This window comes from Microbacterium sp. EB106-03-03-XG65 (genome assembly GCF_058791955.1).
Window position 1 is genome coordinate 1,173,996 of the sequence record NZ_JBYTEB010000001.1, and the last position, 20,749, is coordinate 1,194,744.

At 68.2% G+C, this 20,749-nt stretch carries 19 protein-coding genes; 17 read left to right on the forward strand and 2 right to left on the reverse strand.

Features of this window, described 5'->3' with window-relative positions:
• Positions 1–47: 47 nt before the first annotated feature.
• Both AC3WS6_RS05490 and AC3WS6_RS05495 read left to right on the forward strand, forming a co-directional pair.
• The gene (locus AC3WS6_RS05490) at positions 48–680 is read left to right on the forward strand and encodes a GyrI-like domain-containing protein (RefSeq protein WP_492500056.1); all 633 of its coding nucleotides are present in this window, start codon (positions 48–50) and stop codon (positions 678–680) included.
• Positions 681–740: 60 nt separating this feature from the next.
• Positions 741–1,541, forward strand: coding sequence for a DUF1206 domain-containing protein (locus AC3WS6_RS05495; protein ID WP_492500057.1), 801 nt, complete (start codon positions 741–743; stop codon positions 1,539–1,541).
• A 9-nt stretch (positions 1,542–1,550) separates the two neighbouring features.
• Here the strand turns inward: AC3WS6_RS05495 and AC3WS6_RS05500 are convergent, their stop codons facing one another.
• Complete coding sequence (locus AC3WS6_RS05500) at positions 1,551–2,198, reverse strand: LysE family translocator (RefSeq protein ID WP_492500058.1); 648 nt, start codon at positions 2,196–2,198, stop codon at positions 1,551–1,553.
• 205 nt (positions 2,199–2,403) lie between these two features.
• Here AC3WS6_RS05500 and AC3WS6_RS05505 point away from each other — a divergent pair, with 205 nt between their 5' ends.
• The 5 genes from AC3WS6_RS05505 (at position 2,404) to AC3WS6_RS05525 (ending at position 8,863) form a co-directional block, all read left to right on the forward strand.
• Positions 2,404–4,917 (forward strand): prealbumin-like fold domain-containing protein, encoded by a 2,514-nt coding sequence (locus tag AC3WS6_RS05505; protein ID WP_492500059.1) that lies wholly within the window; start codon positions 2,404–2,406, stop codon positions 4,915–4,917.
• 64 nt (positions 4,918–4,981) lie between these two features.
• Entirely contained in the window at positions 4,982–6,463 is a 1,482-nt protein-coding gene (locus AC3WS6_RS05510) for a SpaH/EbpB family LPXTG-anchored major pilin (protein ID WP_492500060.1), read from the forward strand.
• 129 nt (positions 6,464–6,592) lie between these two features.
• Entirely contained in the window at positions 6,593–7,552 is a 960-nt protein-coding gene (locus tag AC3WS6_RS05515) for a class C sortase (RefSeq protein ID WP_492500061.1), read from the forward strand.
• On the forward strand, positions 7,549–8,172 hold the full coding sequence (locus tag AC3WS6_RS05520) for a hypothetical protein (RefSeq protein ID WP_492500062.1): 624 nt from the start codon (positions 7,549–7,551) through the stop codon (positions 8,170–8,172). The genes AC3WS6_RS05515 and AC3WS6_RS05520 overlap by 4 nt, the downstream gene beginning before the upstream one ends.
• A 70-nt stretch (positions 8,173–8,242) precedes the next feature.
• On the forward strand, positions 8,243–8,863 hold the full coding sequence (locus AC3WS6_RS05525; protein ID WP_492500063.1) for an RNA polymerase sigma factor: 621 nt from the start codon (positions 8,243–8,245) through the stop codon (positions 8,861–8,863).
• Positions 8,864–8,893: 30 nt separating this feature from the next.
• On the opposite strand, the gene AC3WS6_RS05530 is transcribed toward AC3WS6_RS05525, so the two are convergent.
• On the reverse strand, positions 8,894–10,489 hold the full coding sequence (locus AC3WS6_RS05530; protein WP_492500064.1) for a PucR family transcriptional regulator: 1,596 nt from the start codon (positions 10,487–10,489) through the stop codon (positions 8,894–8,896).
• A gap of 175 nt (positions 10,490–10,664) precedes the next feature.
• Here AC3WS6_RS05530 and AC3WS6_RS05535 point away from each other — a divergent pair, with 175 nt between their 5' ends.
• The 10 genes from AC3WS6_RS05535 (at position 10,665) to AC3WS6_RS05580 (ending at position 20,653) form a co-directional block, all read left to right on the forward strand.
• Complete coding sequence (locus AC3WS6_RS05535; protein WP_492500065.1) at positions 10,665–11,597, forward strand: transporter substrate-binding domain-containing protein; 933 nt, start codon at positions 10,665–10,667, stop codon at positions 11,595–11,597.
• 5 nt (positions 11,598–11,602) lie between these two features.
• Positions 11,603–12,526 (forward strand): amino acid ABC transporter permease, encoded by a 924-nt coding sequence (locus tag AC3WS6_RS05540; RefSeq protein ID WP_492500066.1) that lies wholly within the window; start codon positions 11,603–11,605, stop codon positions 12,524–12,526.
• A complete protein-coding gene (locus tag AC3WS6_RS05545) occupies positions 12,523–13,290 on the forward strand; it encodes an amino acid ABC transporter ATP-binding protein (RefSeq protein WP_492500067.1) in 768 nt (255 codons plus the stop codon). The genes AC3WS6_RS05540 and AC3WS6_RS05545 overlap by 4 nt, the downstream gene beginning before the upstream one ends.
• Before the next feature lie 29 nt (positions 13,291–13,319).
• Entirely contained in the window at positions 13,320–14,486 is a 1,167-nt protein-coding gene (locus AC3WS6_RS05550; protein WP_492500068.1) for an alpha-hydroxy acid oxidase, read from the forward strand.
• Positions 14,483–16,441: a sigma-70 family RNA polymerase sigma factor gene (locus AC3WS6_RS05555; protein WP_492500069.1), complete on the forward strand. Its 1,959-nt coding sequence runs from the start codon at positions 14,483–14,485 to the stop codon at positions 16,439–16,441. Before AC3WS6_RS05550 ends, AC3WS6_RS05555 begins: the two co-directional genes overlap by 4 nt.
• A gap of 53 nt (positions 16,442–16,494) precedes the next feature.
• Positions 16,495–17,817 (forward strand): aminotransferase class V-fold PLP-dependent enzyme, encoded by a 1,323-nt coding sequence (locus AC3WS6_RS05560; RefSeq protein WP_492500070.1) that lies wholly within the window; start codon positions 16,495–16,497, stop codon positions 17,815–17,817.
• On the forward strand, positions 17,814–18,248 hold the full coding sequence (gene sufU, locus AC3WS6_RS05565; RefSeq protein ID WP_492500071.1) for a Fe-S cluster assembly sulfur transfer protein SufU: 435 nt from the start codon (positions 17,814–17,816) through the stop codon (positions 18,246–18,248). The genes AC3WS6_RS05560 and sufU overlap by 4 nt, the downstream gene beginning before the upstream one ends.
• 48 nt (positions 18,249–18,296) lie before the next feature.
• Positions 18,297–19,247 (forward strand): GNAT family N-acetyltransferase, encoded by a 951-nt coding sequence (locus AC3WS6_RS05570; protein WP_492500072.1) that lies wholly within the window; start codon positions 18,297–18,299, stop codon positions 19,245–19,247.
• Positions 19,248–19,294: 47 nt separating this feature from the next.
• Positions 19,295–19,936: an NADPH-dependent F420 reductase gene (locus AC3WS6_RS05575; protein ID WP_492500073.1), complete on the forward strand. Its 642-nt coding sequence runs from the start codon at positions 19,295–19,297 to the stop codon at positions 19,934–19,936.
• A gap of 69 nt (positions 19,937–20,005) precedes the next feature.
• Positions 20,006–20,653, forward strand: coding sequence for a GntR family transcriptional regulator (locus tag AC3WS6_RS05580; protein WP_492500074.1), 648 nt, complete (start codon positions 20,006–20,008; stop codon positions 20,651–20,653).
• Positions 20,654–20,749 lie beyond the last annotated feature (96 nt).

Consider the following 20,749-nt stretch of genomic DNA (forward strand, 5'->3'; position numbering starts at 1 on the left):
GGCTCCGCCTTCACGCGGGCCGTGGTCACAGAGCGAGAGGACCGCGCATGGCGCTCGACCCCAAGAAGACGCTCGACGCGTATAAGGCCAGATGGGGCCAGTTCCGCCTCATCGAGGTCCCCGCGATGCAGTATCTGATGATCGACGGCGCGGGCGATCCGAATACCGCACCGGAATACGGCGAGGCCGTATCCGCGCTGTTCCCCGTCGCATACTCGCTCAAGTTCGCGAGCAGAGAGCGACTCGGCATCGATACGGTGGTCATGCCCCTCGAAGGTATGTGGCACGCGCCCGACATGCAGGCCTTCACGACGCATCGTGACAAGTCGGCATGGCTGTGGACGCTGATGATCATGGTGCCCGATCACGTCACGACTGACATGTTCACCGCGACCGTCGAGTCGGTCGCCGTGAAGCTCGCCGCCAAGCGACAGCCGACCGCCGCGCTCCACGAGCTGCGTCTCGACACGCTCGACGAAGGTCTCTGCGTGCAGACCCTGCACGTCGGCTCGTACGACGACGAGGCTCCCGTGCTCGACGACATGCATCACAGGTTCATCCCCGAGAACGGGCTGCGCATGACCGGTCGGCATCACGAGATCTACCTCAGCGACGTCCGGCGGGTGGATGCGGCCAAGCTGCGCACGATCCTGCGGCAGCCGGTGGAGCGGATCGGCTGAGCCCGAGCACGTCGCGGCACGCTGCCGCGAACGGACCCGGGCGAGAGATATTCTGCTGGGATGGGCACTCCGAAAGACGTCGCGCGAACGGCGCAGCGCTCCGACGGCTTCCGCCGTACGGCTCGTGCCGGATTCGTGGTCGTCGGCCTCGTGCACATCATCATCGGGGCGATCGCGGTCTCGATCGCCACGGGCGGCGGCGGGGATGCCGATCAAGACGGTGCCATGGAGGTGATCCGAGCGACTCCCGTCGGCGGACTGCTTCTCGGCGCGGTCGCTGCGGCACTCATCGCGCTGGCCGTGTGGGAGGTCGCCAGCGGACTCCTGTCGGCGAGTGACGACGACGCACGTCGCTGGGGAGTGCGGCTCAAGATGCTGGGCATCGCCGCCGCGTACCTCGTGATCGCCGGGCTGGCACTGGTGTTCGCGTTCGGAGGCAGCATCGAGTCCGAGCAGACGATGCAGACGCTCAGCGCGATGGCACTCGCGATCCCCGGCGGAAACGTGCTGCTCATCATCGTCGGCCTCAGCGTCGCAGGGGTCGGGGTGGGCTTCTTCGTGATCGGCCTCACGCGCGGGTTCGAGAAGACGATGGAGGTGCCGGACGGCCCCTCGCGCGTCTGGATCGTCGCTCTCGGTGCGGTCGGATATCTGGCCAAGGGCATCGCGATCGCGGTCACAGGTCTGCTGTTCGTCATCGCAGCCTGGACTCAGGATCCCGACAGGGCCTCGGGCCTCGACGGCGCGCTCCGCAGCATCACGGACCTGCCGTTCGGCGAGCCGCTGCTGTGGCTCGTCGGGGTCGGACTCGCGATCTACGGCCTCTTCTCGATGGTCCGCGCTCGCTTCGCGCGGATGTGACGCTGAGCCTCAGCCGTCAGCGGGCTTCTCGCTCCACAGCAGCAGGAACGCGCCGAGGCCGATCATGAGTCCGCCGCCCGTGGCGCTCAACGTCTCGAGGCGGCGGGGCGAGCGTCCGAACCACTCGCGAGCAGAGCTCGCCAGCAGCACCCACAGGGCATCGCAGGCGACCCCGATGGCGACGACGATCGCGCCGAGCACGAACAGCTGCATCGGCACCGCCCCGGCCGCGAGATCCACGAACTGAGGCAGGATCGCGAGGAAGAACGCGAGCGACTTGGGGTTCGTGACGCCCACGACGAACCCCTCGCCGAGCAGCCGCGCCCCTGATCGTCGAGGCGCCGAGCCGGATGTCGTCGCCACAGCATCCTTGCGGTGCCTGATCGCCCGGATTCCGAGGAAGATCAGGTATCCGGCGCCGAGCACCTTGACGACCGTGAAGAGCACGACCGACTGGGCCACGATCGTGCCGACCCCCAGAGACACGGCGACGACCAGCACGACCGAGCCGAGCGCCGTGCCCAGGATGCTGAGGAACCCGCCGAGCGTGCCCAGCGACATGGCCCTGCCGATCGTGAAGAGCACCGTGGGGCCGGGGATCGCGACCATGACGAATGCCGCGACCAGGAACGTGGCGAGGACCTCGGCATCAGGCATGGTGCGAGCCTAGGGCACCCCTATCACGTCTCTGCGAAAAAGATTCTCGCCCCGACCGTCATAAAACCTTCACGACATGGTCTGGGTGTGTGACGGGCCGCCTCTGCGGCCCCGCACTGGGGAATTTCATAGCACTGGGCAGCGCACGCCTCTCCTCGTCGCGTTGCCCGCGGCAGGCGGAGGGCCTGCCGGGATAGGGACACTCATGAGCCTGCGCTCACACACTGACACGGCGTCACGAGCCGTCGCGCCTCGACGCCGCGCTCTCACACGTCTGTGCGGCATCCTGGCGGTCGCCGGCGTCCTGATCGCCGGAGGCACCCTCGCACCGAACTCGGGTATCACCGCGGCGGCGACGGTTCCCGGCACCCCTGGAGTCACGCAGCCCGGCACCCCGGTCTACACCGAGAACTTCTCGAATCAGAACGCCTCGCTCGTCGCGCTCCCGATCACGACCTATGTCGGTGGCGCGGCGGCTGCGAACTCGACCTACACGGCGGCGACGCAGTACACGCCCGCGGGCAACCAGTGCAACGGCTGGATCATGAGTCCGGCCACCCCGGCTGCTCCCGTCACAGATCTCGGCTGCCTGAACAACGTGAGCACGACCTGGACGACGCTGCAGCAGATGGCCGCTGCTCTCGGTGTCGCGCAGGGGCAGACCACCGCGCAGGCTGCGACCAACCAGGTCCTGACCTCGTACACGAACGCCACCAACGGCGCGATCGCCGCCGGCAACCAGTTCCGCACGGTCAACACGATCCCGGCCGTCGCCGGTCACTACTACGCCGTCTCGGCGTACTTCGCCGCGGTCAACTGCCCGGCGGCCGGAGGCGCGAATCAGCCGAAGGAGACCTTCAGCCTGCTCGTCAACGGCTCGCCGATCACGCTGAGCACGGGGCTCAACCCGTGCACGAACAACACCGACTGGGCGACCCAGACGGCGAAGCTGCAGTCCGCCGCCTACCAGGTCCCGGTCGGCACGACCGCGAACCTCGGTCTGCAGCTCTACAACGCGACCGCCACCGGCGCGGGCAACGACGTCGCCTTCGACCTTCCGCAGATCGTCGACGTCACACCTCAGCTCGACAAGGCCTTCAGCCCGACGCTGATCCTCAACGGCGCGACGTCGAAGATGACGCTGACCATCACGAACACGAGCGACCTGATGGCGAAGAACGACTGGTTCATCACCGACGCCCTTCCGGCGAACCTCAAGATCGCGGCCGCGCCGAACGTCGGTGGCACCTGCATCCAGCGCACGGGTGCGGCATACTCCGTCACGGCTCCGGCCGGCGGCACGACGGTCTCGGTCACGGGCGGCGATCTCGCACTGGGACAGGCGTCATGCACCGTCACGGTCGACGTGACCTCCACGGTGAACGGCACGTACATCAACGGGCCCGCCAACATCACGACGAACCTGAACCCCCCGTCCAACGCCACCCTCGAGGTCATCCAGCCCTCGATCGATCTGGTCAAGACCATCACCGCAGTGAACGGTGTGGCGGTGACGAGCGACACGGATCCCGACAAGGTGTACTCGAAGGTCGGCGACGTCATCTCCTACAGCTTCGTGGCGACGAACACCACGCCGAAGGCGCCGACCAACACCGTGGTGAACACCACGCTCACGAACGTGACGATCACGGAGGACGCGTTCTCGGGAATCGGCGACATGAGCACGCTCACGTGCGACAAGCCCGCCCCGGTGTCGCTCGCGAGCGGAGCGAAGCTGACCTGCACCGCGACGTACGTGGTGCAGCAGGGCGATCTCGACAATGCTCCGCTGACGAACGTGGCCCGCGCGACCGGAACACCGACCACGGGACCGAACGTCACCGACACGGATGATGAGATCATCCCTGCGGTCTGGACCCCGGCGATCGTGCTCGACAAGACCGCCTCGGTGGTCGACGTCGACCAAGACGGCGTGACCGGGCTCGGAGACCACATCCTGTACGAGTTCGACGTCACCAACACGGGCAACGTCACGATCGCGAACGTCGCGGTCGTCGACGACCTGCTGACGCAATCGAACATCACGGTCACCTGCACGCCGACCTCGATCGCTCCGACCAAGATCGCGCACTGCGTCGCAGATGCCCCGTACGTGATCACCCAGCCCGATGTCGACGCGAAGATCGTGATCAACACCGCGTTCTCGACGGGGACAGATCCCGACGGCGGCCCCGTGCAGTCGAACGAAGACAGCACGCAGACTCCCATCGAGCCCTTCCGCATCCCGCTGCAGATCGAGAAGATCGGCGAATCGTCGGCGAACGACTGGGTGCGCATGGAGGGCTCGTCCTTCGCCGTGCTCGAAGACGTCGACGGTGTGCCGGGAGACGCGCTTCCCTTCACCATCGCCGATATCGAACTCGGTCTCTTCCAGATCGACAGCATCCCGGCGGGCACCTACTGGCTCAGCGAGCTGACGGCGCCCGACGGCTTCAGCCTGCTGGCAGAGCCCGTGCAGTTCACCATCAACTCCGACCGCACGGTCAGCGTCGTCGCCGGAGGCGACGAGGCTGTGACCGCGGCGGGCCAGATCATCACGGTGCGCGACGTGCCGGCGATGCTCCTGCCGACCACCGGGGGGACGGGTGCGCTGCCGTACATCCTCGCCGGTTCCCTGACCGTCGTCGCGGCGGGCGGGTGGGCCCTGATGGTCCGCCGACGTCAGTCCCGCGCCGATGTGCATGACCCGCAGATCTGATCTGCATCCCGAACAGCAACACCAGAACCACCGGGGAGACCCGGTTCACCGAGAGAGAGACACAGTGAACACCACCTTCGAGCGACGCGCCTCCCGCGTTGCGGCAGGCCTGCTCGTCGCAGGCGTCGCCGCCCTGACCCTCGCGGCTCCCGCGAGCGCAGCCACTCCCAACCTCGTCGACCCGAATGCCGTCGGCTCGCTCACGATCCACAAGTTCGTGGCTCCCGAGACGCCGACCGGACTGCCGAACGACGGTACCGAGCAGAACGTGGCGCTCGACCCGCTCGCGGGTGTCGGCTTCACGGTCTACAAGGTCGACACGATCGACCTCACGACCAACCAGGGCTGGGTCGATGCGAGCGACCTCGCCGACCTCGGGCCCGACAGCGTCGCCGAGATCACGGCCGCGGGCTACACCGCGAGCGCCGTCGGCGGCGAGACCCTCACCGACGCGAACGGCGAGGTCTCTCTGGCCGGCCTCGATCTGGGCCTCTACTTCGTCGTCGAGACCGCGCCGCTGGCGGGCTCCACGGGCGTCGCGCCGTTCCTGGTCACGGTGCCGCTCACCGACCCGGCGAATGACGACAACTGGCTGTACGACGTCCACGTCTATCCGAAGAACGCTCTGACCGAGGTGACCAAGACGGTCGAGGACTCCGAAGACGTCAAGCTCGGCGACGAGATCGACTTCACCATCACGGGTGACATCCCCAACGTGGCCGTCATCGACGGGTACAAGATCGTCGACACGCTCGACGCCAAGCTCGACTACGTCTCGGCGGCTGTGACGCTCGTCGACGGCACGCCTCTCGCCGCTTCCGACTACACCGTCGCATACGACGCCGCCACCCGCGCCGTCACGGTCGAGTTCACCGGATCGGGTCTCGCGCTGCTCGCCGCTCACCCCGCCACCGAGGTCCAGGTCGTCCTGACCGCCACGGTCAACGCGGTCGGCGAGATCGCCAACACCGCGGTCCTCTACCCGAATGCCGGTTCGTACACGGTTCTGCCCGGTGAGCCCGGCGGACCCACCGAGACCCCCGAGGTCATCACCAAGTGGGGCGACCTCACGGTCGAGAAGACCGACAAGGCCGGTGCGCCGCTCACCGGCGCGGTGTTCTCGGTCTACCCGACGCAGCAGGATGCTGTCGACGGCACCAACGCGATCACCCTGGGTGGCGCGACCGAGTTCGCCGTGGCCGCTGACGGCACCGTGACCCTGTCGGGTCTGCGCTACTCCGACTGGGCCGACAACGCCACGGTCGCCCCGGGCGAAGAGGGATACCAGACGTACTGGCTCGCCGAGATCGTCGCTCCTGACGGCTACGAGCTGCTCGCGGCTCCGATCGAGTTCACCATCACGGCCGCCACCACCGCCGTGGGCGTCGACCTCGAGGTCGTCAACGTGCCGTCCAACGCCGGGTTCACCCTGCCGATGACCGGTGGCGCCGGAACGACCCTGTTCCTCGCCGGTGGCGCGATGCTGCTCGGTGGAGCAGTCCTGCTCGCCGTCCGCAACCGCCGCAAGGTGAACGCAGAGGCGTAACGAAGACCGGCCGTGCGGGGGAGGTGTCGAGACCTTCCCCCGCACGGTCCATTCGTCTCGGCGCTCCGCCGAGACGAATCCAGATTTCCGCACGACCACCTTCCCCTCGACTCGCACAGAGAGCCCGTCATGACCGTTATGGATTCACCGGTACCGGATGCCCCCGCCCGGTCGCGAGCCCGCACCGCGCGAGGCCAGTGGGGCTGGAGACAGACGATCATCGTGCTGATCGCGACCATCGGGATCAGCGTGCTCGTCTACCCGACCGCCGCGTCCTGGTTCTCGGCCTGGAGTCACGACACCGACGTCGACGGCTACGTGTCATCCGTCGAGCAGCTTCCGGGGGATGAGCTCGCCGAGATGCTCGAGGGGGCCGAGGCCTACAACCAGAATCTGCCCAGCGGCCCGCTCCGAGACCCCTACGCCCTGGGCGCCGACGGTCAGCAGACGGCGATCGGCGAAGGCACCGACGCCTACTTCGACACGCTCGCGCCCGAGGGCACTGAAGCCATGGCACGCGTGCGCATCCCCTCGATCCACACCGACCTTCCGATCTTCCACGGCACGAGCGAAGAAGTGCTCGCCCGGGGCGTCGGCCACCTCTACGGATCCTCTCTGCCTGTGGGTGGACCGGGCACGCACTCGGTGCTCACCGGTCACAACGGATTCGTACAGGCCACTCTCTTCGACGACATCGATGAACTGGTCGAGGGCGACCTCATCATCGTGACGACGCTCGGTGAAGACCTGTACTACGAAGTCGACAACATCGAGACCGTCCTCCCGAACGACACCGAGTCGCTGCGGCAGGTGCCGGGCCGGGACTACCTGACCCTGGTCACGTGCACGCCGACGGGTGTCAACACACATCGACTCCTCGTTCGCGCCGAGCGGGTCGACGCTCCGGCCGATGCCGCCGCCGTCACGACGATCGCCGATGCGACCGACCCCGCAGGGTTCCCGTGGTGGGCGCTCCTCGTGGTCGGAGTGCCCGCCCTCACGGCGGTCCTCGTGATGCCGCGCCGACGTCGGCGCCGCGATCCGATCTCCACTGAGCCCGCGGGGTCGACGGAGCCGACCACGCCATGACGACGCCGGTGCTCTCGACGTCGACCGACGACGCCTCGCACGACGAGCGCGTCCGGTCGACGGAACCGTCGGCCGAGCGGTCCACCCGCACGCCGCCCGGAAGACGTGGCCGCTCGGGTCTGCTGATCGCCAGTATCGCGCTGGTGGTCCTCGGCATGAGCGCCCTCGTCGCGTCGACGGTCGCACCGGATGCTGTGGATCGAGTGACCGGCACCGTCAAGGTCGCCGTGCAGAAGCAGTTCCAGCAGGTCTTCGCACCGGATGAACTCCCGCACATCACGCTCGGGGGAGAGGGCGGCATCGCGCAGCTCGATGAGTGCGACGGGAGGTTCACCGAGATGATCAGCTATCGCCTCGATGGGGTTCCTCCGCTGTTCGCCGCACACAACAACTGCGGCGGAGACATCATCCTCGGCTGGGAACTCGGGCAGCGGGTGAGGGTCACGGGCTCCGACATCGTCTACGAAGTGGTCGAGGAGCGGCACACGCCGAAGTGGTCGAACGTCGATGTGCTCGTGGGCATGTCCGGGGAGTTCATGGTGCAGACCTGTTTCTACGGCGAGAACCGCATGCGCTTCCTCGCGCTGGCGCCGGTCGAGTCGGCGCAGCCGGTCGGCTGACGTCCATGGATTCTCCGGGGGGCCTCCGCTGATCGTCACGATTCGCGGCCGTGAGGGTCTTGTAAGCAGGATGAACGACACGCCACTCTTCGACTGCCCGACGCCCGAGCGCGAGCGGGTGATGCCGACCGACGAAGAGATCATCGAGGCGGTGCGAGTGGGCGATACCCGGCACTTCGCCCTGCTGTGGGCCCGTCATGCCGATGCTGCGCGATGCGCGGCGGCGTCTCTGGCACCGGCGATCGATACCGAAGACCTCGTGAGCGAGGCCTTCGTGACGATCCTCCGGATCACGCGCTCGGGCGGTGGTCCGAGTGATGCCTTCCGCCCGTACCTCGTCGCCACCGTGCGCAACACCGCGGCCCGGTGGGCGCGATGGCACGACGTGCTGCCTCTCGACGACCTCTCCGAGGAAGAACTCGCGCAGGGCGAGCTGGACCCGATCGAACGGGTCTGGGAGCGATCCGTCGTCGTCGCAGCCCTCCTGACGCTGTCGCCGCGTCATCGGACCCTCCTCTGGTATCTGAACGTCGAGGGCATGAAGCCGCGCGAGCTCGCGCCGCTCATGGGGATGACTCCGAACGCCGTCTCGGTTCTGGCGTTCCGTGCGCGAGACGGTTTCCGCAGAGCGTGGCTCCACGGTCAGCTCGACGGCGTCCCGACCCGGGAGTGGACGAACGCGGTCCCGTGACGAGCACGCCCGTTGTGGCGTGCCCGTCTCTCAGATCATGCGGTGCGCGGCAGACGAGAGGCGCAGCCACAGCCACAGCCGGGTGTCGGGGGAGTCCAAGTCGATGCCCAACTCGGTGCGCACGACGTCGAGTCGGTAGCGCACGGTGTTCTGGTGCACGTGCAGGGCCGTCGCCGTCTCGCGCACGCTCCCGAAGAGGTCGAGATACGTGCGCAGCGTGCGCGACAGATCCGTGCCGTGCGCGGCGTCGTGATCGGCGAGGATCCCGGCGGCGTCGCCGAGGGCGGCATCCATGCCGGTGATGAGGTCGGTCACCTGCAGGATGGCCAGCCGATCGCGCATCTCCGCGAACGTCGCGAGGCGGGTCGTGCGTGTCCGCTCGTCACCGCGCTGCGCGTCCATGAGGGCGCCCACCGCCGCGCTGGCCTCGCGGTGCGACCTCGCGATGCCGGCGAAATCGTGGGCGAGGCTGCCGATCCCGGCGAGCAGCGCGGCGTCGGTGCGGATGACCGAATGAGCGAAGGTCTGCACTCGAGATGTCACGGTGCCGGGGATCAGCGTCACCGCTTGAGTGCCGATGACAGCGCTGTGCGAGCCGGGGAACGCGGCGCTCGAGACACTGATCGCGAGGTGCAGCAAGCGGTGGATGCCTCGCACGGCCTCGACCTCGTCGAAGGTGTCGACGCGGAAGCAGACGATCGTGCACCCGGCCTCGGGGCGTATCAGCAACTGCGATGCCGCGCTCCGGGCGTGGCGATCGTCGTCGAGCAGTGTGCGGAGCAGCCGTGAGCTGCGCTGATCACGATCGGCTGCATCCTCACGAGCGCGCAGCAGGTGCTGCGCGGCGATCGGTTCCATCTCTTCGAGGAGAGTCTGCGTCCTGGCAGCGAGCGCCGGATCGACCTGGATCACCCAGATCGATCCGAGGAGTTCGCTGGAGGCGCGCACGGCGATCCCGACCCGACCGAACTGGTCGGTGTCGGAGGGGAAGTGCCGCGATGTCGGCGCACGCAGCAGGCTCTGGTAGTCGGCGTCTCGCGAGATCGGCACCTCCTCCTGGAGCATGAGCGTCGTGCGGCGGCGGACGTCGTCGATGGGCTGATCCGCATGCGTCGAATAGCCCACGACCTGCCCCGAGGCATCCACGACGCTCGCGGCGCCCTCGGTGAGGGTCGCCAAGGCATTCGCGAGACCGAAGAGATCGCCCAGCCGCACGCCCGTCATGTGGCCGACCGAGTGCGCGCTGAGGAGCGACCGGAGCACGGTGGCGAGCTGAGCCCAGTCCGCGTCGAGATGGCTGAGCACCGGGATGCTCGAGCCGGCACGGTCGACCGTCGCGCGTCCGTCGGCGCTCGGGGGTCGCCGGACGATCAGTGCCGCCGCTCCGCCCGTTTCGAGGGCCGCCGCGAGCGCCCCGACGTCGTCACGGGGCACTCCCGCCGCCAGCACGATGTGGTCGCGATAGTCGGTGAGGAGAGTGCCGGAGTCGTAGAAATCCACGCCCGTGTACGTGCGCGCGTGGGCCGTCGAATCAGCTGTCAGCGGGGTCAGGATCCCGTCGGAAACGGTCAACGCATCGTGGAGTGTCGGAATACTGCTATTTCGCACCTCGGGTACTGAATCCATGGACAGTCCTCCATCTAGAGTCGTCAACTGCCATAGGAATCTACATATCGGTTATACCGGTGTCCCGCAAGACTGGAAGGACGAGGGCGACGGGGCACCTCGTGGGAATTCGATCCGATGTTCTCGCACGCCGCCCAGATGGATTCCGGGCATCGCCGCCTCGACGGGACCCCACATGAACACCTCACCGCATTCCCCACTGCACTCCGCACGACGCTCAATACTGCGCGGATCGGCTTCGGTCGTCGGCGCCGCCATGCTCGTCCTCCTTCTCACCGCGTGCTCGGCGCAGGCCGACGTCTCGTCATCCGCGATCGACGAACCCACCATGGATGTCGTGCCCGAGGCGGTGGCCCTGCTGCCGGACGACCTGCAGGGGGGCGGCACGCTGCGTGTCGCGATCCCGACGAATGAGCCGCCGACGCAGTTCTTCCGCGAGGGCACGCAGGAGATGACGGGGATCAACCCCGACATCGCTCGTCTGCTGGCCGGTGCGCTGGGCCTCGATCTCGACATCGAGGTCACCACCTTCGAGACGATCATTCCCGGTATGAGCGCCGGCCGTTACGACCTGACGGTCTCGTCGATGACGCCGACGGAGGAACGTATGCAGCAGCTCGACTTCGTCGACTACGTGCAGATGGGCAGTGCCCTCGCGGTGCCTGCGGGCAACCCGCGCGGCATCGGCTTCGACGCCCTGTGCGGCAAGCGGGTCGCGGTGCTCAAGGGGTCGTACCAGCTGACCGCGAACGTCCCCGACCTCGACGCCGCCTGCAAGGATGCGGGGGAGGCGCCGCTCGACGTCCTGCAGTTCCAGGACACTCGTCAGGCCATCTCCGCGCTCCTGAGCGATCGGGCCGACGTCGTGTACGCCGATTCGCCGATCCTCGGTCACGCGGTGTCCCAGGATCCCGAGCTCGAGGTCGGGGACGAGAACGACTTCGCGCCGGTCGCGGTCGGCATCCCGCATGACGCGGGCACACTCGACGCGATCGCCGCCGCGCTCTCCGCGGTGATCGCGTCGCCCGAATACCAGGACGTGCTCGCAGAGTACGGACTCGAGTCGATGGCCATCACCGAGGCTCGCGTCAACGCGCCTCAGGGGTGACAGTCATGGAGAACTCGACGACGACCGCGGGCCCCGGTACCGGGCTCCAGCAGACGCTCACCTCTCTCGAGGTCCACAAACGCCGTCAGGTCGGCATCCTGGCCGGGGGAGTGCTCCTCGGCGTCGCCGTCGCCCTCTTCCTCGCCGATGTCGCCACGAATCCGCGTTTCGGCTGGCCCGTCGTGGCCGCGTACATGTTCGATCCCCAGGTGCTGCAGGGAATGCTGCTCACCCTCGTGCTGACCGTCGTCTCGATGACGGCGGGAATCGCGCTCGGTGTCGTCCTGGCCATCATGCGCGTGTCGGGGAACCCCGTGTTCGCAGGCGTGAGCGGTGTGTACGTCTGGTTCTTCCGTGGCACCCCGCTGCTCGTGCAGCTGATCTTCTGGTACAACATCGCGGCCCTGTATCCCGTCATCGCGCTCGGCCTGCCCTTCGGGGGACCGAGCATCGTGCTGGGGTCGGCGAATGTGCTCATCACCCCGCTGGGAGCGGCGCTTCTCGGGCTCTCGCTGAATGAGGCCGCGTACATGGCCGAGATCATCCGCAGCGGCATCTCGTCGGTCGATGAAGGGCAGCTCGACGCAGGGCGGGCGCTGGGCATGACCCGATCGAAGCTCTTGCGCCGAGTGATCCTGCCGCAGGCGATGCGCGTCGTGATCCCACCCACCGGCAACCAGGTCATATCCATGCTCAAGGGCACGTCGCTCGTGAGCGTGCTGGCGATCTCCGACCTGCTGTACGCGGTGCAGTCGATCTACTCCCTCAACTACGAGGTGATCCCCCTGCTGCTCGTGGCCTGCATCTGGTATCTGGTGCTGACGACCGTGCTCAGCGTCGTGCAGTCGCGCCTCGAGGAGCGATACGGGCGCGGGTTCGGTCCGCGGCGGAAGGTGCGCCTCACGAAGGCGAAGGAGCGCGTCGCATGACCGCGAACATGGTCGAGATCCGCGGAGTGCGGAAGTCGTTCGGCAACACCCCCGTGCTGACCGACGTGTCGCTGGCGGTGCCGACGGGGTCGGTGACCTGCCTGATCGGTCCGAGCGGATCGGGCAAGACCACGCTTCTGCGCTGCGTGAACCGCCTCGAGACGGTCGACGCGGGCATCATCCTCGTCGATGGCGAACTGGTCGGGGCGACCCGCCACCGCGGCCGGCTGATCGAGGCCAGGGAATCGGCGATCGCCCGTACGCGGCGACACACCGGCATGGTGTTCCAGCGGTTCAATCTCTTCCCGCACCGCACGGTGGTCGAGAACGTGATCGAGGGGCCCACCCAGGTGCTCGGGCGCCCGCGGTTCGATGCGATCGACGAGGCCATGGTGCTTCTGGATCGCGTCGGACTGGCTGACAAGGCCCTCGCGTACCCGCAGGAGCTGTCCGGCGGCCAGCAGCAACGCATCGCGATCGCGAGGGCTCTGGCGATGAAGCCGAAGCTCATGCTGTTCGACGAGCCGACCTCGGCTCTCGACCCTGAACTCGTGGGCGAGGTGCTCTCGGTCATGCGGGGCCTCGCCGTCGAGGGGATGACCATGATGGTCGTCACTCACGAGCTCGGCTTCGCGCGAGAGGTCAGCGATCAGGTCGTGTTCATGGCCGGCGGCGTGGTCGTCGAGAGCGGCTCGCCCGAAGAGATCCTCACCCGCCCCCAGCACGATCGCACGCAGGCGTTCCTCTCCAGGATCCTGCCGTGAGTCCCCACACCCACACAGGAGAGTGCGCCATGCGCGACATCCACAGCATCGATGACCTCAGGCGTCGCGCCAAGCGGCGGCTGCCGGCCATGGTGTACGACTTCATCGAAGGAGGAGCTCTGGACGAGCTCACCCTGCGCCGAAACCGCGAGGCGCTCGAGGCCCAGCTGCTCCCCCAGCGGGTTCTCGTCGACACCTCGCAGCGCCACGCGACGGCGAGCATCCTCGGAACCCGACTCGACCTTCCCCTGGTCGTCTCCCCGATGGGTCTTCTGACGGTATGCCACCCCGACGCCGACGTGGCCATCGCGCGGGCAGCCGCGATCGCGGGAAGTGTCTTCGTGCACAGCCCGTGGTCCGGCTGCTCGCTCGAAGAAGTGGCCGATGCGGCCCCCGGGCGCGTCTGGTCGCAGATCGCGTTCTGGAACGATGCGTCCGAGACCGAGCGCCACATCGACCGCGCCGAGGCCCTGCACATCGACACCCTCGTCGTGGCGGGAGACGTCGCCGTCTCGAGCAAGCGGGACCGCGATCTGCGGCACGGCTCCGGGATGCCCCCGAGGCCGCCGCTGCGCGACGTCATCGACACCGTCTGTCACCCGGGATGGGTTCTGCGGTGGTTGCTCGGCCGTCGCATGACGTGGGGGTCGTATCGCATCGACGGTCGGGCCATCCGCATGCGCGAGATGGATGGGTGGATGGAACGGAACTCGAACCCGTCGGCGAGCTGGGACGACATCGCGCGTCTGCGCAGCCGGTGGAAGGGGAATCTCGTCGTGAAGGGCGTGATGACCCAGGCGGATGCACGGCTCGCGATCGATCACGGGGTGGACGGCATCTTCGTCTCGAACCACGGGGGGCGGCAGTTCGACGGACAGATCGCCACGATCGAGGCTCTTCCCTCGGTCGTCGACGCGATCGACGGCCGCGCCGCCGTGATCATGGACGGCGGCATCCGCCGCGGGAGCGACATCGCCAAAGCGCTGTCGCTCGGGGCCGACGCGACTGCGGCCGGACGACCGTTCGCGCTCGGACTGGCAGCGGGAGGGCAGCGAGGTGCCGAACGCGCGTTCGAGCTGCTGCACGATGAGCTGTTGACGGTCATGGGCTTCCTCGGCGCATCTCGCGTGGAGGCCCTCCCCGAATCGATGTGCGCATCGCACGACCTGCGCGACGGCATCGAGGTGGCATCGTGAGTGCCGCGCTCACGCGGTCGTCGTGGCACGTCGACGCCGATCTCAGCGACAACGACCTGGTCGCGGCGACGCGTGCGGGCGACAGCAACGCCTACGGCGTGCTCTGGGATCGGCATTCGCCGGCGGCTCTGCGTGCCGCGCGGGCGATCACGAGCTCGATCGACCCGGAGGACCTCGTCAGCGAGGCCTTCGCGAAGACGTTCAGCGCGATCAAGAACGGCGGCGGGCCGACCGACGCCTTCCGTCCCTATCTCTTCGCCGCCGTGCGCAGCGCGGCGGCGACCTGGGGCGGACGCCAGAAGGACATCGCACTCGAGTACATCGACGAGCTTCCGGTCGACGGTGGCGAGGACTCGCTCGACACTCTGTCGGACAGGGCGCTGCTGACCACCGCGTTCAAGGATCTGCCCGAGCGCTGGCGCACTCTGCTGTGGTACCTCGAGGTCGAGGGGATGAAGCCGCGCGAGATCGCGCCGCTCATGGGGCTCAGTCCCAACGCGGTGTCCGTGTTGGCTGCTCGCGCACGCGAGGGTTTCAAGACGGCCTGGTTGCAGGCGCACATCGCTGAGCCCGAGCGTGATGCCGAGTGCCGCTGGGCGTGCGAGCGGATCGTCGCGCAGGGGAGACGGCGTCACGTCGGCCGGGCAGACAGGGCGCGCTTCGACGCGCACCTCGAACAGTGTCGCCGGTGCACCATCGCGAGCATCGAGATCACCGAAGCGTCGTCGAAGCTGCGCGCCGTGCTGCTTCCGCTGATCATCGGAGGGCCGGCGGCTGCGGCGTACTCGGTGGGCCTGCCGACACCGGCATCCGCGTCGGTGGGGATACCCAGGCACCTTGCGCCCCTCTTCGTCGCCGCGGGCGCCATCCTCGTCGTCGGAACCGGGACGGTCGCGTTCGCAGGTCAGCTCTTTCCCGGTGTCCCCTCGGAGTCCGTCGCGTCGGCACCGGCTTCGGTCATCGTCGATTCGCCGGCTGCGATCGCGGATCCGAGCGATGGCGCCGCCGAGACCCCGACGCCGCTCATCGTGCCACCGTCGCCGCAGACGAGATCGGAGGCCGTCCCCGACCACGAGTCCGACGACGCCGAGCCGTCGGTCCCCGAAGACTCGGCCGGGCCGATCGACTCGCCGTCGAACGAGACGATGGCGCCGCGCCCGACAGCTCCGTCGGGGCCGACGGCCCCTTCGAGCGCGCCGCAGGAGGAACGGCCCGCAGCGCCTCGGGCAACGCCTGTGCCCCCGGTCGTCGAGCCGACTGTGCCCCCGGTCGTGGAGCCGAGTGTGCCTCCCGTGGAGCCGACTGTGCCTCCCGTGGAGCCGAGTGTGCCTCCGGTGGAGCCGAGTGCGCCTCCGGTCGTGGAGCCGACGGTGCCTCCGGTGGTCGAACCCGCCGACCGTCCGCTGACGGTCTCGTGGGTGCTGCCGCAGCCGGCGACCGTCGCGCCTGACGTCACCGGCACCGGAACCCCTGGCGGTGAGATCGAGATCCTCGACGAGAGCGGCGGCGTGATCGGCTCGACCGTCGTCGCTGACGACGGAACCTTCACCGCGACGATCGACCCCTCGATGCTTCATCAGGGGCTCATGATCACGGTGAGGCACACCTCGCGGATCACCGGCACGCAGACCGTGAGCGACTCGCTGGGACCGATCGTGTTCGAGGTGCCCACGGTGCTGGGTGCAGGGTCGGAACGCGTCGTGCATCGCACCGACATCGATCTGGACGGCGCGAGCGACGATGTGCAGCTGGCTGTGCACGGAATATCCGGCGCGTCGATCCTCATGGCCGTCGACGGGGATCAGCTCCCTGCGGCAGTGCTCGTCGACGGGATGCACATCGAGGACGTTCTCGACCTGCGCCCCGGTCTGCACCGCATCACGCTGCGCTACGTGGACCCGGCCTCCGGAGATCTCGGACCGGAAGTCGTCGAGCGCGTCCTCGTTCGTCCGTGACCGTCGAGAGCAGGGGCGACCCGGCCGCTCGCGGCAGATGAGAAGCTAGAAGGATGAGTACTTCGCCCGAAGCAGATGTCATCGCCGCGCCGAGCGGCCGTCCGCTGACGGAGGCCGAGGTGCTCCGACTCCGCGAGGACTTCCCGATTCTGCGCTCCGAGGTGCACGGCCATCCGCTCGCATATCTCGACTCGGGCGCGACCTCGCAGCGCCCCCTCGCCGTGCTCGATGCGGAACGAGAGTTCGCGACCACCCTCAATGCCGCCGTGCACCGTGGCGCCCACACTCTCGCGGCCGAGGCCACCGAGGTGTTCGAGGACGCCAGGGCGTCTGTGGCTCGCTTCATCGGCGCCGACGAGGGGGAGGTCGTGTGGACGTCGAACGCGACCGAGGCGCTCAACCTGATCGCCTACTCGATCTCCAACGCGTCACTCGGCCGTGGGGGAGCAGCCGCCGAGCGGTTCCGTCTGCGGGAGGGCGACGAGATCGTCACGACCGAGATGGAGCACCACGCGAATCTCATCCCGTGGCAGGAGCTCGCCGCCCGCACCGGTGCGTCGCTGAAGGTGATCCCGGTCGACGATGACGGCGCGCTGCGGCTCGATGCCGCCGCCGAGATCATCGGCGAACGCACGAAGCTCGTGGCGTTCACTCATGTGTCCAACGTGCTGGGCGTCATCAACCCCGTCGATCAGCTGGTCGCGGCAGCCCGCGCGGTCGGAGCGCTCGTCGTGCTCGACGCGTGTCAGTCGGCACCTCACCTGCCGCTCGACGTGCGGGCGCTCGACGTCGACTTCGCGGTGATCTCGGGACACAAGATGCTCGGGCCCACGGGTATCGGCGCCCTCTACGGCCGTCGAGAACTGCTCGAAGCGCTGCCCCCCTTCCTCACGGGCGGCTCGATGATCACGACCGTGACCACGACCGCAGCCGAGTACCTGCCGCCGCCGCAGCGCTTCGAAGCCGGCACCCAGCGGGTGTCGCAGGCCGTCGCGCTCGCCGCGGCGATCGACTACCTCTCCGACGTGGGGATGCCGCGCATCGCCGCGCACGAGGCCGAGCTCGGTCGACACCTCGTCGATGGGCTGACCGCGATCGAGGGTGTGCGCGTGCTCGGCTCGGGCATCGCGCTTCCGCGTGTGGGCCTCGCGAGCTTCGACGTCGAGGGCATCCACTCCCACGATGTCGGCCAGTTCCTCGACGACCGCGGCATCGCCGTGCGCGTCGGCCATCACTGCGCGCAGCCGCTGCATCGCAGACTCGGGATCATCTCGTCCACCCGCGCGAGCACCTATCTCTACACCACCCGAGCCGAGGTGGATGCCGTGATCGACGGCGTCTCCCGGGCCATCGACTTCTTCCGGAGGGGCGCATGAGCGACCTGCAGGGCCTGTATCAGGAACTGATCCTCGACCACTCCCGCACACCGCACGCATACGGACTGCGCGGCGAGATCGCCGCGCAGTCGCATCAGGTGAACCCGACCTGCGGTGACGAGGTGACGGTGCAGGTGCATCGCCACGATGACGGCTCGATCGAGGCTCTCGCATGGGAGGGGCACGGCTGCGCCATCTCGCAGGCGTCGGCGTCTCTTCTCGCCGAGCTCGCCGAAGGCCTCACCGTCGATGAGCTCGAGATCCGCATCGCCGCCTTCCGTGAGGCGATGCGGTCGAGGGGCAAGATCGAACCCGACGAGGAGCTGCTCGGCGATGTCGCAGCACTCGGCGGCGTCTCGCGCTATGTGGCACGCGTCAAGTGCGCGATGCTCGCCTGGGTCGCGGTGGAAGACGCGCTGCAGAAGTCCTGAGGCGGGGGCCGCTCGGCGCACGCCGACGCTGCGGTGCAGGATGGGAGCATGTCCGTGCAGCTGATCCCTCTCGATGACGACCGCTTCGACGAATGGCGCGACGCGACCAGGACGCGTCTCATCCGGTTGCGGCAGGAGTCGGGAATCCTGCTGGGCGCCGATGCGGTCGCCGACGCCGATGCGTTCCTCGACCAGCTGCTCCCCGAGGGGCGTGCCACCGAGACGTCGAGCATCGTTCGCCTCGACGACGGCGGTCATGAGATCGGCACGCTCTGGATGATGGCGGCCGGAGACATCCTGCATCTCGTGGATCTGGCTCTCGTCGACGCGCTCGAGCAGCGGGTGCGGGACGACCTGTTCGATGCGATCGCGACGATGGCTCGCACACACGGCATCGAGCGCCTGCGGGCGTCGCTGTACTCGTCGGACACCGCCGGCCATGCGTTCGTCGACGGCCGGGGCTTCGACTGCGCGTCGATCCGGATGCTGCTCGAGCCTCTGCCGGCGCGGGATTCGACCGTCGCCGCGGTCGAGCTGAAGTCCATGACGCAGGAGCGGTTCGTGGCGTTCGCCGCAGCATCCGAGGCGGCCTTCGCCGATGACCTCGTCGCGTCGGGCCGCTACGCGCCGCAGGAGGCGCGCGCGGAGTCGCGCCGGCAGATGGCGCTCGAGCTGCCCGACGGCCTCGATTCCCCGGGGCAGGAGTTGTTCACCGCACACGTCGACGACGCCGAGGTCGGAGTCCTCTGGATCGGGCTCCGTGAGCGCGACGGCCGTCGGCATGTGTTCATCCTCGATATCGAGGTGGGGGCCGAGCATCGACGCCGAGGATACGGACGCGCCATGATGCTCGCGACCGAGCATGAGGCGCGCAGGCTCGGCGCGGAGTCGATCGGCCTGCACGTGTTCGGGTTCAACGACGGCGCGATCCGGCTCTACGAAGGGCTCGGGTATCGACGTGTCGAGGAGCGCTTCGTGCTCGACGTCGCGTCGCGGTGACGCGCCGTCGGCGGGAATAGTCGTGCGGCGGTGATGTTGGCCTCGATATGACAACTCTCGGAATCATCGGAGCAGGACACATCGGCAGCCAGGTCGCGCGCGTCGCGGTGAAGAACGGCTATGACGTCGTGATCGCGAACTCTCGCGGGCCGGAGACACTCACCGATCTGGTCGCTGAGCTGGGTCCGCGGGCCACGGCGGCGACGGCGGTCGAGGCGGCGGAGGCCGGCGACGCCGTGGTGGTCACGGTGCCGCTCGGCAAGATCGACGAGCTGCCCGTCGAGCAGCTCGCGGGCAAGATCGTGCTCGACACGAACAACTACTACTTCGAGCGCGACGGTCACATCGAGGCTCTGGACAAGGGCGAGACGACGACGTCCGAGCTGCTGCAGAAGCAGCTCCCCACCTCGCGCATCGCCAAGGCCTTCAACCACATCTTCGCGGCCGACATCACGACCGACGGTGCGCCGGCGGGAACACCGAACCGTCGCGCCCTCGCCACCGCGGGCGATGACGCCGAGGCGGTCGAGTTCGTCACGCGTTTCTACGACGAGGCCGGCTTCGACACCGTCAACGTCGGGCCGCTGAGCGAGTCGTGGCGGGTCGAGCGCGATCGCCCCGCATACGTGGTGCGTCAGAACGCCGCGGAGCTCGAGGCGAACCTCGCGATCGCGAACCGTCTGCCCTGACACGTCGGCCTGGTGCAGAGGCGGGATACCAAACTTGTCCCGCCTCTGCCCGGGTGAGAGAATCCCGGTATGGCGGATGTGGGGGCTGCCGGCGAACTCGAGTCGGTGCGGGTGACGCGCATTCTGCGCGACGACATCATCCTCGGGCGTCGGGCCCCGGGATCGCGTCTGGTGGAACGCGACATCGCCGCCGAGCTCGACGTGTCACGGCTTCCCGTGCGCGAGGCGATCAGGGCCCTCGTCGGCGAAGGGATCGTGATCGCGCGACCCCGCACCTGGGCCGTCGTCCGGGAGTTCACTCCCCGCGACCTCCAGAACTTCGGCGAGGTCCGCGAGGCGATCGAGACTCTCATCTTCGTCTTCGCCGCGCAACGGCACTCCGAGGAGGGGCTCGCGCTGTTGCGATCCGCATATGAGCGGGAACTCGTCGCAGCACGCGCCGGAGATTTCGATGGCGCGCGCATCGCCGCGGCGGAGTTCCACGAGATCGCGGCCGACCTCGCGGGCAACGAGATGCTGAGCGAGCTGATCGGCGTCTTCGTCACCCGGTTGAGATGGCTCTTCGGACAGCACGACGACCTTCCCGCGATGGCCGACGAGCATCGGGTGATCCTCGAGGCGGTGGCCGCTCGCGACGAGGACACCCTGCGCGTGCTGATCCCTCGTCACCTCGCGAGCGGGCAGGCGGCGGCGCAGAGTCGTCTCGCCGGATACTGACGCGACCGCGAAGGCCGGGGATCGCCGGGATCGAGTAGACCGTCGTCGGGTAGCAGACTCCCGTCTGCGCAGCTATATTGACCCTACGGAATCGTT

Coding starts and splice junctions, on each gene's coding strand:
- AC3WS6_RS05490 (WP_492500056.1), top strand. CDS start 48: ATGGCGCTCGACCCCAAGAAGACGCTCGACGCGTATAAGGCCAGATGG.
- AC3WS6_RS05495 (WP_492500057.1), top strand. CDS start 741: ATGGGCACTCCGAAAGACGTCGCGCGAACGGCGCAGCGCTCCGACGGC.
- AC3WS6_RS05500 (WP_492500058.1), bottom strand. CDS start 2,198: ATGCCTGATGCCGAGGTCCTCGCCACGTTCCTGGTCGCGGCATTCGTC.
- AC3WS6_RS05505 (WP_492500059.1), top strand. CDS start 2,404: ATGAGCCTGCGCTCACACACTGACACGGCGTCACGAGCCGTCGCGCCT.
- AC3WS6_RS05515 (WP_492500061.1), top strand. CDS start 6,593: ATGACCGTTATGGATTCACCGGTACCGGATGCCCCCGCCCGGTCGCGA.
- AC3WS6_RS05520 (WP_492500062.1), top strand. CDS start 7,549: ATGACGACGCCGGTGCTCTCGACGTCGACCGACGACGCCTCGCACGAC.
- AC3WS6_RS05525 (WP_492500063.1), top strand. CDS start 8,243: ATGAACGACACGCCACTCTTCGACTGCCCGACGCCCGAGCGCGAGCGG.
- AC3WS6_RS05530 (WP_492500064.1), bottom strand. CDS start 10,489: ATGGATTCAGTACCCGAGGTGCGAAATAGCAGTATTCCGACACTCCAC.
- AC3WS6_RS05535 (WP_492500065.1), top strand. CDS start 10,665: ATGAACACCTCACCGCATTCCCCACTGCACTCCGCACGACGCTCAATA.
- AC3WS6_RS05540 (WP_492500066.1), top strand. CDS start 11,603: ATGGAGAACTCGACGACGACCGCGGGCCCCGGTACCGGGCTCCAGCAG.
- AC3WS6_RS05545 (WP_492500067.1), top strand. CDS start 12,523: ATGACCGCGAACATGGTCGAGATCCGCGGAGTGCGGAAGTCGTTCGGC.
- AC3WS6_RS05550 (WP_492500068.1), top strand. CDS start 13,320: ATGCGCGACATCCACAGCATCGATGACCTCAGGCGTCGCGCCAAGCGG.
- AC3WS6_RS05560 (WP_492500070.1), top strand. CDS start 16,495: ATGAGTACTTCGCCCGAAGCAGATGTCATCGCCGCGCCGAGCGGCCGT.
- sufU (WP_492500071.1), top strand. CDS start 17,814: ATGAGCGACCTGCAGGGCCTGTATCAGGAACTGATCCTCGACCACTCC.
- AC3WS6_RS05570 (WP_492500072.1), top strand. CDS start 18,297: ATGTCCGTGCAGCTGATCCCTCTCGATGACGACCGCTTCGACGAATGG.
- AC3WS6_RS05575 (WP_492500073.1), top strand. CDS start 19,295: ATGACAACTCTCGGAATCATCGGAGCAGGACACATCGGCAGCCAGGTC.
- AC3WS6_RS05580 (WP_492500074.1), top strand. CDS start 20,006: ATGGCGGATGTGGGGGCTGCCGGCGAACTCGAGTCGGTGCGGGTGACG.